At 62.8% G+C, this 14,637-nt stretch carries 12 protein-coding genes; 8 read left to right on the top strand and 4 right to left on the bottom strand.

Annotated elements, in window-relative coordinates; genetic code table 11:
- The first annotated feature begins 8 nt into the window (after positions 1-8).
- Entirely contained in the window at positions 9-1,538 is a 1,530-nt protein-coding gene (locus tag ACYAR8_RS10295) for an MFS transporter (protein ID WP_463579803.1), read from the top strand.
- Positions 1,539-1,562: 24 nt separating this feature from the next.
- Here ACYAR8_RS10295 and ACYAR8_RS10290 read toward each other — a convergent pair whose 3' ends face one another.
- Both ACYAR8_RS10290 and ACYAR8_RS10285 read right to left on the bottom strand, forming a co-directional pair.
- Positions 1,563-2,699, bottom strand: coding sequence for a glycerate kinase (locus tag ACYAR8_RS10290; protein ID WP_463579802.1), 1,137 nt, complete (start codon positions 2,697-2,699; stop codon positions 1,563-1,565).
- Between the two features lie 126 nt (positions 2,700-2,825).
- Positions 2,826-3,911 carry a sugar diacid recognition domain-containing protein gene (locus ACYAR8_RS10285; protein ID WP_463579801.1) on the bottom strand — a complete coding sequence of 362 codons (1,086 nt, stop codon included), beginning with the start codon at positions 3,909-3,911 and terminating at the stop codon, positions 2,826-2,828.
- Between the two features lie 189 nt (positions 3,912-4,100).
- Between ACYAR8_RS10285 and ACYAR8_RS10280 the strand changes: the two genes are divergently transcribed.
- Entirely contained in the window at positions 4,101-5,264 is a 1,164-nt protein-coding gene (locus ACYAR8_RS10280; protein WP_463579800.1) for an alpha/beta hydrolase, read from the top strand.
- Between the two features lie 938 nt (positions 5,265-6,202).
- On the opposite strand, the gene ACYAR8_RS10275 is transcribed toward ACYAR8_RS10280, so the two are convergent.
- Positions 6,203-6,916, bottom strand: coding sequence for a FadR/GntR family transcriptional regulator (locus ACYAR8_RS10275; protein WP_463579799.1), 714 nt, complete (start codon positions 6,914-6,916; stop codon positions 6,203-6,205).
- Positions 6,917-7,261: 345 nt separating this feature from the next.
- Between ACYAR8_RS10275 and ACYAR8_RS10270 the strand changes: the two genes are divergently transcribed.
- From ACYAR8_RS10270 to pncA, 5 genes are all read left to right on the top strand, one after another.
- Complete coding sequence (locus ACYAR8_RS10270) at positions 7,262-8,611, top strand: MFS transporter (protein ID WP_463579798.1); 1,350 nt, start codon at positions 7,262-7,264, stop codon at positions 8,609-8,611.
- Positions 8,612-8,690: 79 nt separating this feature from the next.
- Positions 8,691-10,034 (top strand): glucarate dehydratase, encoded by a 1,344-nt coding sequence (gene gudD / locus ACYAR8_RS10265; RefSeq protein ID WP_463579797.1) that lies wholly within the window; start codon positions 8,691-8,693, stop codon positions 10,032-10,034.
- A gap of 180 nt (positions 10,035-10,214) precedes the next feature.
- Entirely contained in the window at positions 10,215-10,868 is a 654-nt protein-coding gene (locus ACYAR8_RS10260; protein WP_108119631.1) for a DUF1345 domain-containing protein, read from the top strand.
- Between the two features lie 223 nt (positions 10,869-11,091).
- Positions 11,092-12,057 carry a D-2-hydroxyacid dehydrogenase family protein gene (locus tag ACYAR8_RS10255; RefSeq protein ID WP_463579796.1) on the top strand — a complete coding sequence of 322 codons (966 nt, stop codon included), beginning with the start codon at positions 11,092-11,094 and terminating at the stop codon, positions 12,055-12,057.
- Positions 12,058-12,108: 51 nt separating this feature from the next.
- On the top strand, positions 12,109-12,759 hold the full coding sequence (gene pncA / locus ACYAR8_RS10250; RefSeq protein ID WP_463579795.1) for a bifunctional nicotinamidase/pyrazinamidase: 651 nt from the start codon (positions 12,109-12,111) through the stop codon (positions 12,757-12,759).
- 123 nt (positions 12,760-12,882) lie between these two features.
- Here pncA and ACYAR8_RS10245 read toward each other — a convergent pair whose 3' ends face one another.
- Positions 12,883-13,368 (bottom strand): GNAT family N-acetyltransferase, encoded by a 486-nt coding sequence (locus ACYAR8_RS10245; RefSeq protein WP_463579794.1) that lies wholly within the window; start codon positions 13,366-13,368, stop codon positions 12,883-12,885.
- A gap of 188 nt (positions 13,369-13,556) precedes the next feature.
- Here ACYAR8_RS10245 and ACYAR8_RS10240 point away from each other — a divergent pair, with 188 nt between their 5' ends.
- On the top strand, positions 13,557-14,480 hold the full coding sequence (locus ACYAR8_RS10240) for a formate/nitrite transporter family protein (RefSeq protein WP_074893185.1): 924 nt from the start codon (positions 13,557-13,559) through the stop codon (positions 14,478-14,480).
- Positions 14,481-14,637 lie beyond the last annotated feature (157 nt).

Raw genomic sequence — 14,637 nt, 5'->3', positions numbered from 1 at the left:
ACCCGAACATGTCTCGACCCAGCCCCCGCGCGACCCTGCTCACGGCCTCCGGCGTGTGCGCGTTGATCGTGCTCGACACGAACATTGTCGCTGTGACCCTGCCGAGCATCGCGCGAGACCTGGGTGCCGGGTTTGCCGACATCGAGTGGGTGGTCAGCGCCTACATGCTGGCCTTCGCCGCGCTGTTGCTGCCGGCGGGCAGCCTGGCCGATCGTTTTGGGCGCAAGCGCATGCTGATCACCGGGCTGGTGTTGTTCATTCTGGCGTCGCTGGGTTGTGGCGCGGCGCCGGACATTCTGTTCCTCGACATTGCCCGGGCGATCAAGGGCGTGGGCGCAGCGCTGCTCCTGACCTCCGCGCTGGCAACCATCGGCCACGTCTTCCACGATGAAGCCGAGCGCGCCAAGGCCTGGGCGTTCTGGGGCGCCTGCATGGGCGTGGCCATGACCGCAGCGCCCACAGTGGGCGGACTGATCGCCGACCTGATCGGCTGGCGCTGGATTTTCTACCTCAACCTGCCGGTGGGGTTGGGCTTGCTGCTGATGGTGTTGCGTAACATCGAGGAGTCGCGCAACGAGCAGTCGGCGCGTCTGGATCCCTGGGGCAGTCTGTTTTTCAGCGCCAGCCTACTGAGCCTGATCTGGGGACTGATCGAAGCCAACCGCATCGGCTGGGACCACCCGCTTACGGCCATGCGCCTGGCAGCGGGGGCCGTGCTCCTCGTGCTGTTCGTCATCGCCGAGCGCCTGCAAAAGCGGCCGATGGTCGATTTGCAGCTGTTCAACTACCCGCGCTTCATCGGCGCCCTGCTCGGCATGTTCGCCTACGCTGGCTGCGCCCAGGTGATGATGACGCTGCTGCCGTTTTATCTGCAGAACGGCCTGGGCTTCAGCGCCATTGATTCGGGGCTGGGGATGCTGCCGTTCGCGATCACCATGCTGCTGTTGCCGCGCTTCGGGCCGACCCTGTCACGCCATCTCTCGCCGGCCGCCATGATGGCCCTCGGCCTGACCCTCGTAGGCATCGGCAACCTGCTGTGCGCCTGGGCCACCGGGATTGGCGGCTACCCGGCGTTCGCCGCGGCAATGGCGGTAACCGGCGCGGGCGCAGGTTTGCTCAACGGCGACACGCAGAAAAACATCATGGCCTGCGTGCCCCGCGAACGCACCGGCATGGCGTCGGGGATGAGCACAACCATGCGTTTCAGCGCGATCATGCTGGCGATCGGCGTCTACGGGGCGCTGCTCGCCAGCCATACGCTCGGTTCGTTGAAAGACACACTGGCGACCGTCGCGCCCCACCTCCTCGATCAGGCCGAGCACATCGCCTCACGGGTGGTGGCCGGCGACATGCACGCTGCGCTGCAAACCGTCGATGCCAGCGCGCGGGGACTGATTCAGCCACTGGCCCGGGATGCCTTCGTCTCGGGCTTTGGCTCCGTGCTGTGGGTGGCAGGCTTTATAGCCCTGTTCGCGGCGATGCTGGTGGGCACGTTGATGCGCAGGCCGATTCCGCTGATGCACCTGAAAACCGCCTGATCGACGGGACTGATCAGGCCAGATTCAGCGGGCAGCAAGTGCCCACACCCGGGCCAGATCCCGAGCGCGATCATGAAGCAACGTCGCGGCGTTGGCGCAGGCGAATTCCAGCGTCATCGGCCCGCTGGTCACGGCGAAGGCGGCGCTGATGCCGTGGGCATACAGGTCGGCATAGCCCTCCCCCAGTGTCCCGGCCAGCACGATGACCGGCAGGTTGTTGCGCCGAGCCATCCGGGCGACGCCGAAGGGGGTTTTGCCGCGCAGGGTCTGGGCATCGAAGCGGCCTTCGCCGGTGATCACCAGGTCTGCGCCCTCCAGTGCCTCGGCCAGCCCGGTCAGGTCGGCAACCACCTCCACGCCAGGACGGAACGATGCATTCAGATAGGCCTTGGCCGCGAAGCCCATGCCGCCTGCCGCGCCGCTGCCGGGGTACTCGCTTTCATCGCGGCCCAGCGCCTGGGCCGAATGCTCGGCGAAATGCCCCAGCGCCGCGTCCAGCGCCAGCACCTGTTCAGGGGAGGCGCCCTTCTGCGGGCCGAAGATGTGCGAGGCGCCATGGATACCGCAGAGGGGATTGTTGACGTCGGCGGCCACTTCGAACTGCACGCTGTTCAAGCGCGGGTCGAGTCCGGTCAGGTCGATGCGTGCCAGTTGTGCCAGGGCCAGGCCACCGGGAGCGAGGGGCTGGTCGTCGTGGTCAAGGAAGCGCGCGCCCAGCGCCGACAGCATGCCGGTGCCGGCATCATTGGTCGCGCTGCCGCCAATGGCCAGAATCACTCGCTCGGCGCCAGCATCCAGCGCGGCCTTGACCAGCTCGCCGGTGCCGAACGTGCTGGTGACCGTCGCGTCGCGCTGTTCCAGGCTGAGCAGTTGCAAGCCGCTGGCCATGGCCATTTCGATGATCGCCGTGCGCGTTTCCGCCAGCCAGCCCCACTGCGCCTGCACTGGCTGAGTAAGCGGTCCGCTGACCTGATTGCTCATCCACTCACCGTCGCAGGCCGCCAATACCGCTTCAATGGTGCCCTCCCCGCCATCGGCCATCGGACACTCGACCAGTTGGGCGTCCGGCCAGACCTCGCTAAGCCCGCCGGCGATGGCACGAGCAACGCTCTGGGCGCTGAGGCTGTCTTTGAACGAGTCCGGGGCGATGACGATTTTCATTTTATTATCCTTGTCTGAAGGCCGATCTGCGCCCCGATGTTCGCACCCCTGCGCCCTATTGCCGCCTAACGTTTGCACAACGCGGAGTGGCATCCGTTGGTCATACGAACAAAGGCTGGCGCCGGGCTACCTCGACACCATCTGCGCCCCGAGGTACAGGCGCAACAGGTCTTCGGTTCGGTAGGGATCACAGCCGGTGAGTTCGGTGATTTTCTCGAGTCGGTAACGCAGGCTGTTGCGATGGATGCCGAGCGCGTCGGCGCAGGCCTGGCTTTCGCCGCTGTAATCGAACCAGGCGCGCAGGGTGTCGAGCAGCAATGTGTTCTCGTGCAAACGCTTGATGGGTTCGGCGATGCCTTCTGCCAGCCAGTCGTGGCGGTTGCGCCAGAACAGCAGCGCAACGCGATGGCTGGCCAGACGCAGCAGTTTGACGGCGGGCCGCAGGTGACGTGCGTAATCGAGCAGGTCGCGGGCGGCGGTGCAGGCGGCGCGCAGGGAGGCAAGGTCCGACGAAGGTTCGACGGTCGCCATGCGCTGCACGGGCCAGCCCTGCTCGTCGAACAGCTCCAGCAGCAAGGCGTCGTCACGGTCCCTCCCCAGCCCGCGGCACCAGTAAACCAGCCCCGGCTCGCACGGCAGGCACCAACTGTTGGCGTAACGCCCCGACAGCCACGCACTTATCGCACCGGCACAGGTCGCGCCTTCAGGCAGTTCGAGCAACACGGCCTGGCGCGGCAAATGCGGCTGCAAGCCCAACTGCTCAGCTTCGGCGACCAGATGGGCTGCGCTGTCGCCGATCAACAGGCGCGACAGCAAGTCTTCACTGCGTTGATGCCGCCACTGCTGATCAGCCTGCTGACGCTGGTGCTGCATGAGCATCTCGGCGGTCATCTTCACCAGCTCCGCGTAGACCCGCACCTCATCGGGCTCGCCGGTGATACCGAGCACGCCGATCAGTTGCTGATCCAGCAGCAACGGCAAATTGACCCCCGGACGCACGCCGTCGAGCTGCAGAGCGGTGTGCGAGTCGATCTCCACCACGCGGCGGTTGGCAAGGACTAGCTGCGCGCCCTCATGCCGGGTGTACAACCGCTCCGCCTCGCCGCTGCCAATGATGATGCCCAGGTAATCCATGACATTGACGTTGCACGGCAAAATCGCCATCGCCCGGTCGACGATGTCCTGGGCCAGGGCGTGGTCAAGGGCGAACATGAGGGATGTCTGCACAGCGAAGGGATTGAGGGTTCATACACATCAGGTCTTGTTTTTGTGGGTGGTAGGAGTCTGCCTGAATTTTTCCAAGACTTCTCGCGCCAGTCCTGAGTGCATCGATATCCAACAGCGAGAGGCCGTGGCAGAGTGCGACCGTACCTTTATGGCCCTATCGAGTAATGCCTATTTATGTTGAGAACCGCCGTCAAAAAGCTGCACCGCCTCACCCTCCTCCTCTGCGCCCTGACCCTTCAGGCCTGCGCCTCCACCGAGGTGCCTTTGGGGCAGGCGAGTTTTGCCGAGTATCGCCAGCAGACCATTGCCTGGATGGAGCAGAACCGGACCTTTCAGACGACCGATCACCCTGCCGAGCTAGAGTGGAATGCGCCTCGGGAATGGCGACCCAAAGCGCCAGCCACACGGGGGATTCTGTTGGTCCATGGCTTGGGCGACTCCCCCTGGTCGTTCAATGACGTCGGCGAGGCGCTCGCCGCGCAGGGGTTTCTGGTGCGCACAGTGTTGTTGCCGGGGCATGGCAGCAAGCCGGCGGACATGCTGGATGTGACGCTCAAGCAGTGGCAGCAGGTGGTGCGCGAGCAGACGCAGCTTCTTGAGCGGGAGGTGCCGACGGTGTATCTGGGCGGGTTTTCGACCGGGGCGAATCTGGTGCTGGATTACGCGTACGAGCACCCGAATATCGCTGGTCTGGTGCTGTTCTCTCCGGCGTTCAAACCGGCGAACACCTACGCCTGGGTCACTCAATACATCGGCTGGTTTCGGCCCTGGCTGGCGAAACCCGATGATGGCGTGCGTCCGATGCAGACGCCGGTCCGCTACCTGAACGTGCCCACCAACGGTTTCGCCCAGTTCTATCGCAGCGCGCTGCTGGCGCAGAAGCACCTCGACAAAGCGGCCTACGACAAGCCGGTCTTCGTCGCCATCACCGAGCACGATTCGGTGCTGGACACCGGTTACGTGCTGGACACCTTCAACGCGCGCTTCACCCACCCACTCAGCCGACTGATCTGGTACGGCAACGAACCGGCATCGGGGCAGAAAAACCCGAAGGTAGTGGTGCGCAACGACTTCCTGCCCGAATACCGCATCGCCCGGTTCTCGCACATGGGGCTGATGTTCTCCCCGGCAAATCCGCTGTATGGGGTAAATGGCACTCAGCGGATCTGCTGGAACGGCCAGTCATCCGCCGACATGCAAAAATGCCTGAAAGGCGAGCCGGTCTGGTATTCCGATTGGGGCCATCGGGAACCGGGCAAGGTGTTCGCACGGCTGACGTTCAATCCCTATTTCGAGTGGCAGTCGGGGGTGATGATGGAGGTTCTGGCGTACCCATAGTGGGACCGCGCACGCTTCGTAGGACCGGCTTCAGCCGGGAAGAGGCCGGTGTGAACACCACGAATTTTGCGGTGTGGCGCCCGACGCTTTCCCGGCTAAAGCCAGTCCTACAGGATGACCGCGTTCAAATAGTGGGACCGGCTTCAGCCGGGAAGAGGCCGGTGTGAGCGCCACGAATTTTGCGGTGTGACGTCCGACGCATTCCCGGCTAAAGCCGGTCCCACAGGATGACCGCGCTCACATAGTGGGACCGGCTTCAGCCGGGAAGAGGCCGGTGTAAGCGCCACGAATTTTGCGGTGTGACGCCCGACGCATTCCCGGCTGAAGCCGGTCCCACAGGATGACCGCGCTCAAATAGTGGGACCGGCTTTAGCCGGGAAGAGGCCGGTGTGAGCGCCACGAATTTTGCGGTGTGGCGCCCGACGCATTCCCGGCTAAAGCCGGTCCCACAGGACGACCGCGCTCAAATAGTAGGACCGGCTTCAGCCGGGAAGAGGCCGGTGTGAGCGCCACGAATTTTGCGGTGTGACGCCCGACGCATTCCCGGCTGAAGCCGGTCCCACAGGGTAACCGCGTTCAAACAGTGGGACCGGCTTCAGCCGGGAAGAGGCCGGTGTGAACACAACGAATTTTGCAGTGTGACGCCCGACGCATTCCCGGCTAAAGCAGGTCCCACAGGATGACCGCGTTCAAACAGTGGGACCGGCTTCAGCCGGGAAGAGGCCAGCTTGGGCGCCCTCAGATTTGCAGTGTGACGCCCGACGCATTCCCGGCTAAAGCAGGTCCCACAGGATGACCGCGCTCAAATAGTAGGACCGGCTTTAGCCGGGAAGAGGCCAGTTTGGGCACCCTCAGATTTGCAGTGTGACGGCCGACGCCTTCCCGGCTGAAGCCGGTCCCACGACGACCGCGTTCATTCAGTAAGACATAAATTTCCTTCACTCCACCGGCGCCAGTCGCTCGCGGCTGTTGCTCAGGTGAGTCCACATCGCGGCGCGGGCGGCGTCGGGGTCCTGGCGGCGGATGGCGACGAGAATGGCTTCGTGTTCGAGGTTGGCCAGATACGCGCTGTGCGTAAGGCTCGCCCCCGCCCGTTCACTGGAGGCGATGCGGCTGCGAGGGATCACGGCGATACCGAGGTTCTGCAGGATCTCCACGAAATAAGGATTGCCGGTGGCTTCCGCGATCAGCAGATGAAAGCGCCGGTCTGCCTCAACGCAGCTGTCTTCCTTGGCCAGCAGGTCCTGATAATCATCCAGCGCGGCGCGCATCGCCGTCAGTTGGGCGTGACTCCGGCGTTGCGCGGCCAGGGCGACGGCCTGGGTTTCCAGGCCCATGCGCAGCTCGATGATGTGTCGCACGCTGAACGCCGTTTCCACTTTCAGGTGCAGCCCACTCTGCTCGGAGCGCGCCAGCACGTAGGTGCCTTTGCCCTGATGGGTTTCGACCAGCCCGGACGCCTGCAATTTGGAAATCGCCTCGCGCACCACCGTACGGCTCACGCCATGCTCGCGGACGATCTCACTCTCGGACGGCAACTTCGCACCGGGCGCAATGGTGCCCATGAGAATCCGCTGACTCAGGTCGGTGACCAGGTCCGTCGCGAGGCTGTGCTGGCGTCGCTTGGCCGGCAAGGGTCCAGTGCTGTTCAAAAGAGGTCATCCTATAAGTGCTGAACAGAACGGCGCCGCCAAGGCCTGCCGTCCACTTGTATTTTCCTGACAGCCCACGCTCAAAACATGGATCAAACCACCCGCGGGAAACTCATCGCGAAACCGCCAGCCCCTATGAAAACAGAGCCACTCAGCAATGCGCGGCCACTTATCCAACTTGTCAGACAGGCCAGCCTAGCCCGACGAAATACTTCAGGCAACCCCCGCAAATCCGGTTGCCATGGCGACCATTACTTGTATGATGACTGGCAACAGGGCTGCATACCTTGTCACACACAACGTGCTTAACCACCCGCATAAAAATAATCAGTGGGAGTTACCAGAGTGAACACATCCTCATCACGGGCGGATGACGCCACCGATTCCGTCCTGCAATCGGCGGTCTCGAAAGTCAAACGACACATCCTGCCGCTGTTCGTCATCATGTTCATCGTCAACTACATCGACCGGGTCAACATCGGCTTCGTGCGTAGTCACATGGAAAATGACCTGGGTATCGGCGCGGCCGCTTACGGCTTTGGTGCCGGCCTGTTCTTCATCGCGTATGCGATGTTCGAAGTCCCCTCCAACATCCTCCTGCAGAAAGTCGGCGCCCGCATCTGGCTGACCCGCATCATGCTGACCTGGGGCATCGTCGCCGCCTGCATGGCCTTTATTCAGACCGAAACCCACTTCTATATCCTGCGCTTTTTGCTCGGCGTGGCCGAAGCCGGGTTCTTCCCGGGCGTGATCTACTACTTCACCCGCTGGTTGCCCGGCGTCGAGCGTGGCAAGGCCATCGCCATCTTCCTCAGCGGCTCGGCGTTCGCGTCGGTGATCTCCGGCCCGCTCTCCGGTCTGCTGCTGCAGATCGACGCCTTGGGCTACCACGGCTGGCAGTGGATGTACTTCATCGAAGGCATGTTCTCCGTCGGCCTGTGCTTCTTCGTCTGGTTCTGGCTCGACTCCAAACCCCATGACGCCAAATGGCTGACCGAGGCCGAGAAGGACGCGCTGGTCAACACCATTGACGCTGAACAGAAAGCTCGCGAAGCGGCCAACCCGGTCAAGCTGTCCATCGGCAAACTGCTCAAAGACCCGCAGATCATCCTGTTCTGCCTGATGTACTTCTTCATCCAGCTGACGATCTACGCGGCGACGTTCTGGCTGCCGAGCATCATCAAGAAGATGGGCGACCTCACCGACTTTCAGGTGGGGATGTTCAACTCGATCCCGTGGTTCATCGCCATCGTCTGCATGTACGGCTTCGCCTCGCTCTCGGCCAAGTGGAAACACCAGCAGGCGTGGGTCGCGGTGGCTCTGTTGATCGCAGCAGCCGGGATGTTCATGTCGACCACGGGCGGTCCGGTGTTCGCCTTCGTTGCCATCTGCTTCGCGGCGATGGGCTTCAAGTCGGCATCATCGCTGTTCTGGCCGATCCCCCAGGGCTATCTGGATGCACGGATCGCTGCGGGCGTCATCGCCTTGATCAACTCGGTGGGCAACCTCGGCGGCTTCGTTGCGCCGACCACCTTCGGCATCCTTGAACAGCAGACCGGTTCGATCCAGGGCGGCCTGTATGGCCTGACCGTCACCTCGATCATCGCCGCGATTCTGGTGTTCACCGTGCGCACCACGCCCAAGCCCGGCGCGGTGCCAGTGGCCAAGGTCGACGTGACGCCCAGCCACACCTGAGCCAGGCGATCTGAACCCTGAGCTCTGAACCCGTAAAGACGGCGCCCTCGCCGCGCCTGGTATTACCAAGGATTTAGCCATGAACACACAGACTTCCGGCAGCACCCCCGTCATCACCGACATGCAGATCATTCCGGTGGCCGGCCACGACGACATGCTGCTCAACCTCAGCGGCGCCCACGGCCCGTATTTCACCCGCAACATTGTCATCCTCAAAGACAACGCCGGGCACACCGGCGTGGGTGAAATCCCCGGCGGCGAAAAAATCCGCCAGACCCTCGAAGACGCCCGTTCCCTGGTGGTCGGCAGCAGCATCGGCAATTATCAGAAGATCCTCAACGACGTGCGCCGTACCTTCGCCGAGCGTGATGCCGGCGGGCGCGGCCTGCAGACCTTCGACCTGCGCATCACCATCCACGCGGTCACCGGCATCGAAGCCGCCGTGCTGGATCTGCTTGGTCAGCACCTGGAAGTGCCGGTCGCCGCGCTGCTCGGTGAAGGCCAGCAGCGTGACGAAGTGAAGATGCTCGGTTATCTGTTTTACGTCGGCGACCAGACGAAAACCAACCTGCCCTATCGCACCGAAACCGACGCGGACAACGAGTGGTTTCGGGTTCGTCACGAAGAAGCGCTGAACCCCGAAGCAGTGGTGCGTCTGGCCGAGGCGGCTTATGCGCAATACGGTTTCGAGGACTTCAAGCTCAAGGGCGGCGTGCTCAGCGGCGATGCGGAAATCGAAGCGGTCACGGCACTGGCCGAACGGTTCCCGAAAGCGCGCATTACCCTCGACCCGAACGGCGCCTGGTCGCTGAAAGAAGCGGTGCGTCTGTGCCGCGATCAGCACAAGGTGCTGGCCTACGCCGAAGACCCGTGTGGCGCAGAAAACGGTTACTCGGGGCGCGAAGTCATGGCTGAATTCCGTCGCGCCACCGGCCTGCGCACGGCCACCAACATGATCGCCACCGACTGGCGCGAAATGGGTCATGCCATCCAGCTTCAGTCGGTGGACATTCCCCTGGCCGATCCGCATTTCTGGACCATGCAGGGTTCGGTGCGCGTCGCGCAGATGTGCAACGAGTGGGGCCTGACATGGGGTTCGCACTCCAATAACCACTTCGATATTTCCCTGGCGATGTTCACCCACGCGGCCGCCGCTGCGCCGGGCAACATCACAGCCATCGACACCCACTGGATCTGGCAGGACGGCCAGCGCCTGACCAAGGCACCGCTGCAGATCATCGGCGGCAACGTGCAAGTGCCGAAGAAGCCCGGGCTGGGTGTCGAGATCGACATGGACCAGGTCGCCAAGGCCCACGAGCTGTACAAGGGCATGGGGCTGGGTGCGCGGGATGACAGCGTGGCGATGCAGTTTCTGCTGCCAAACTGGACGTTCAACAACAAGCAGCCTTGTCTGGTGCGCTGATCCACTGATTTCAACCGGTCGGGCCGTCGTTGAAAACACGGCTGCACGGCCGGCTGAACAGATTCACCTAAACTGCCAAATGGCGACCGGCGCGTAACCCCTTGCGCGCCGTTTTTCTTCATCTTCTGCTGTAGCGGCCGCGTGCTACTGTTCGCGCATCTCACTGCCGTGAAGTCCTCCATGTCCCGCCTTGCCAAGACCCACCCTCGCCTGACCATCGCCACCCTGGTCGGCGTCGCCGCCGGTATCGCCTCCGCCTTCGTTGCTCCCGACATCTCGGTGATCAGTAAATGCCTGATCGGCTGGAACGTCGCCGGCTGGCTGTACATGGCGATGATCATGCGCCGCACCTTCAAATCCACCGCGGAAGACGTGCGCCGGGTGGCGGAAATCGAGGACGAGAATGCTGGCGTGGTGCTGTTCGTCGTGTGTGTGGCGGCCATTGCCAGCCTGGCGGCGATCATTCTGGAACTGGCCGGTATCCAGGACATGAAGAACGCCGACAAAGCGCTGCATTACGCCTTCACCGGTTTCACCATCCTCGGCTCCTGGCTGCTGATCGGTGTGGTCTTCAGCCTGCATTACGCCCGGGTCTTCTACACCTGGAGCGGCGAAAAGCCGGCGCTGCGCTTTGCCGACGGCGAAGAAAACCCGGACTACTGGGACTTTCTGTACTTCTCCTTCACCTTGAGCGTCGCCGTGCAGACCTCCGACGTCGGCGTCGCCACACGCGGCCTGCGCAAGGTGGTGCTGGCCCAGTCGCTGATCGGTTTCGTGTTCAACACCTCGATTCTGGGGTTTTCGATCAACATCGCGGCGGGGCTGTTTAACTGACGCTCTTGCAGGGGCGGCTTGCCAGCGAACCCATAGTGTCATCCGATTTCTTCATCTCTGACCCGACGCGTTCGCCAGCAAGCCGGCTCCTACGGATCGAGTTGAAACGGTCGACTTCGCAAAGACGCGTTTTCAGAGTGGGGGCGGGGTTCCAGACAAAGCCACTCAAGCGTACTGTGAGCGCCACAAAATCCAACATCGCTGCTGAACGAGGCCTCGCTCAATGACTCAGGATTCCGGGCTGAAGATTGCCGTACTCGACGACTGGCAATCGGTTGCTGAAAACGTTGTGGACTGGACTGTGTTGAAGCCGATCGGCGAGGTCAGTTTTCTGCATGACTACCCGGCGGATACGGACGCGATGGTCGCCCGCCTCAAAGACTTCCAGATCCTCTGCGTGATGCGCGAGCGCACGGTTTTCGATGACGCCCTGCTCAGTCAACTGCCGAATCTGAAACTGCTGGTCACCGGCGGCATGCGCAACGCGGCGCTGGACCTGAAGGCCGCCGCGCGCCTGGGCATCACCGTGGTCGGCACCGACAGCTACAAGTACGCGGCGCCGGAGCTGACCTGGGCGCTGATCATGGGCGTGACCCGCAATCTGGTCGACGAAGCCAACTCCCTGCGCGCGGGCGACTGGCAGATCGGCATCGGCAGCGACCTGTATGGCAAGACCCTGGGCATCGTCGGCCTGGGCAGCATCGGCCAGAAGATCGCCCGCTACGGCAAGGCCTTCGACATGAACGTGATTGCCTGGAGCGAGAACCTCACGGCTGAACGCGCCGCCGAGCATGGCGTGACCTACGTCAGCAAACAGGCACTGTTCGAGCAATCGGACGTGGTGTCGGTGAATCTGGTCCTTAGCGAGCGCAGCCGCGGGCTGGTCGATGCCGAGTCGCTGAACCGCATGAAGCCGACGGCGTATCTGGTAAATACCGCCCGCGGGCCGATCGTCGACGAAGACGCGCTGATCGAGGTACTCAGGCAGAAGAAAATCGCCGGTGCCGCGCTGGACGTCTACAGCGTCGAGCCGTTGCCGGCCGATCACCCGTTCCGCACGTTGCCGAACGTCCTCGCCACACCCCACGTGGGCTACGTGACCGAGAACAACTACCGGATGTTCTTCAGCCAGATGATCGAGGACATTCAGGCCTGGCACGCCGGCGCGCCGATCCGCGTGTTTGCCTGAGCGCGCTCCGAACTCATTGCCTCAAGACTCACTGCAGCAAGGACTCAGATGATGACCACACCGCTTTCCCGATTGCCCTCCGCCCCCCGTGCCGCATTGCTGGTGATCGACATGCAATACGACTTCATGCCCGGCGGCGCGCTGGCCGTGGCCGAAGGCGATGCACTGGTGCCGCTGATCAACCGCCTCGGCGCGCAGTTTCGCAACGTGGTCATGGCCCAGGACTGGCACCCGCGCGGGCACGTGTCGTTTGCCTCGAGCCACGCAGGCCGCGCGCCGTTCGACAGCATCACCCTGCCCTACGGCGCGCAGACGCTGTGGCCCGATCACTGCGTGCAAGGCAGCCACGGTGCCGAGCTGCACGCCGATCTGGACATCACCCATGCGCAGCTGATCCTGCGCAAGGGCTGTAACGCCGGCATCGACAGCTATTCCGCATTCGTCGAAGCCGACCGCACCACGCGCACCGGGCTGGCCGGGTATCTGAGCGAACGTGGCATCGACAGTGTGTTCGTGGTGGGCCTGGCCCTGGATTTCTGCGTGGCCTGGACCGCGCTGGACGCTCGGGCGGCGGGGTTCAATACCTGGGTGATCGCCGACGCGTGCAAGGCCATCGACCTGAACGGCTCGCTGGACCAGGCATGGAAAGACATGGCCCTGGCGGGGGTCAACCGGATCGACAGCGTAGACCTCGCTGACTGAGCACAAACCCCTACGGATTGACCGCGCAGATCTATCTGACTGAACGCAAGCCCCTGTAGGAGCGCGCTTGGTCCCGTTCAATATCGGGGCTCAAAGCTCGATGAGTGCTCCTGCATAAACGCCTCAACCCTCTTCCAACGCAAAGCGCTTCAGCCCTTCCCCCTCCATCCGGTAACGCACCCACTCGTCCTGGGGCTCGGCGCCAATCGACTTGTAGAAGTCGATCGCCGGCTGGTTCCAGTCCAGCACGCTCCATTCCAGACGGCCGCAGCCGCTGTCGTGGGCGATCCGCGCGAGATGACGCAACAGCTTCTTGCCTGCTCCGACACCCCGTTGCGCGGCAGACACGTACAAATCCTCCAGGTACAGGCCCTTGCGGCCCAGCCAGGTGGAATAACTCAAAAAGTACACGGCGAAGCCAATGGGCTGGCCGTCCAGCAGGCAGATCAGCGCCTTGGCCGGCGAGGCTTCGTCGAACAGGCTGCGCTCGATGTCGGCAACGCTGGCCTTGACCTCGTGCTCGGCTTTTTCGTAGATCGCAAGCTCGGTGATGAAGCCCAGAATGACGGCGGCGTCGGCACGGGTGGCGTCGCGAATGTGAAGGGTCAAAAGAGGTTCTCCCGGGTCAGTGAAAAGGCTGCCGCCGTTGGCGAACGACGGGTTACGGATTGTGTCTCAAGCAGCAGCGCCGCGCAGCAAGCATGTACAAGCGAACCGCCGCCTACCGAGCGCTCTTTTACCGGGCACTCTCCGAAAGAACACGCTTAGACGTGCATTGACCCATCCAAAGGATCGCCATGGAACACGAACCAGACGGCAAGACCCCCGGCCTGACGCCGGAAGAAGAACGCGACATCGACGAAAACCAGCCGCCCCGTGCCGCCGTCCTCCATGAAACGATCCGCATGCAGGGCGATCAGGAACTGGAGCGTAACGTCGCTGCACTGTTCTGGTCGGCCCTCGCTGCCGGGTTGACCATGGGCCTGTCATTGATGGCGATGGGGTTGTTGAACTCGCGGCTGCCCGACGCCGAGGGCTTCAAGGTCATAGCCAGCCTTGGCTACTGCGCAGGCTTTCTGGCGGTGATTCTTGCCCGTCAGCAGCTGTTCACCGAAAACACCCTGACTGCCGTATTGCCGGTGATGAGCAAGCCGACGCTGAACAATGTCGTGCGTCTGTTGCGGCTGTGGACCGTGGTGCTGGTGGGCAACCTGTGCGGCACATTGCTGGTGGCCTACGTCATGCTGCACCTGCCGATCTTCGACACCAAGACCGATCAGGCCTTTCTCGAAATCGGCCGTAAGGTGATGGAGAACGACACCTGGCAAATGTTCTCCAAAGGCATCATTTCCGGCTGGATGATCGCCACCATGGTGTGGATGATTCCGTCCATGGAATCCGCCAAGGTCGCCATCATCGTGATGATCACCTACCTGATGGCGCTGGGTGATTTCACCCACATCGTGGTCGGCTCGGCGGAAGTCTCGTATCTGGTGTTCGCCGGGGAACTGCCGTGGAAGGATTTCTGGATGATCTTCGCCGGCCCGACGCTGGCCGGTAACATCATCGGCGGCAGCTTCATTTTCGCGTTGATCAGCCATGCGCAGATCCGCAGCGAAGGCGAAACGCCGGAAAAGAAAGGCAAGAAGAAAGCGCTGGACGAAAAGCTGAAGCAAGAACTGCGTGAGCCCAAAGCCGAGTCCGATCGCAAAGGCGTGTGACCTGTAGGAGTGAGCTTGCTCGCGATGGCGTACAGCCTGACATGCAAGAGTCGCCTGGCAGAACGCGTTCGCGGGCAAGCGCGCTCCTACACTGAGCCGCGACAGAGGCGGCTTAGCCCTCCTCTCGGCACGCTGGCTAGCATCAAACAAGCCGTTC

It is taken from the genome of Pseudomonas sp. HP_01 (assembly GCF_055284355.1).
This window is presented reverse-complemented; position numbering and strand designations above follow the sequence as displayed.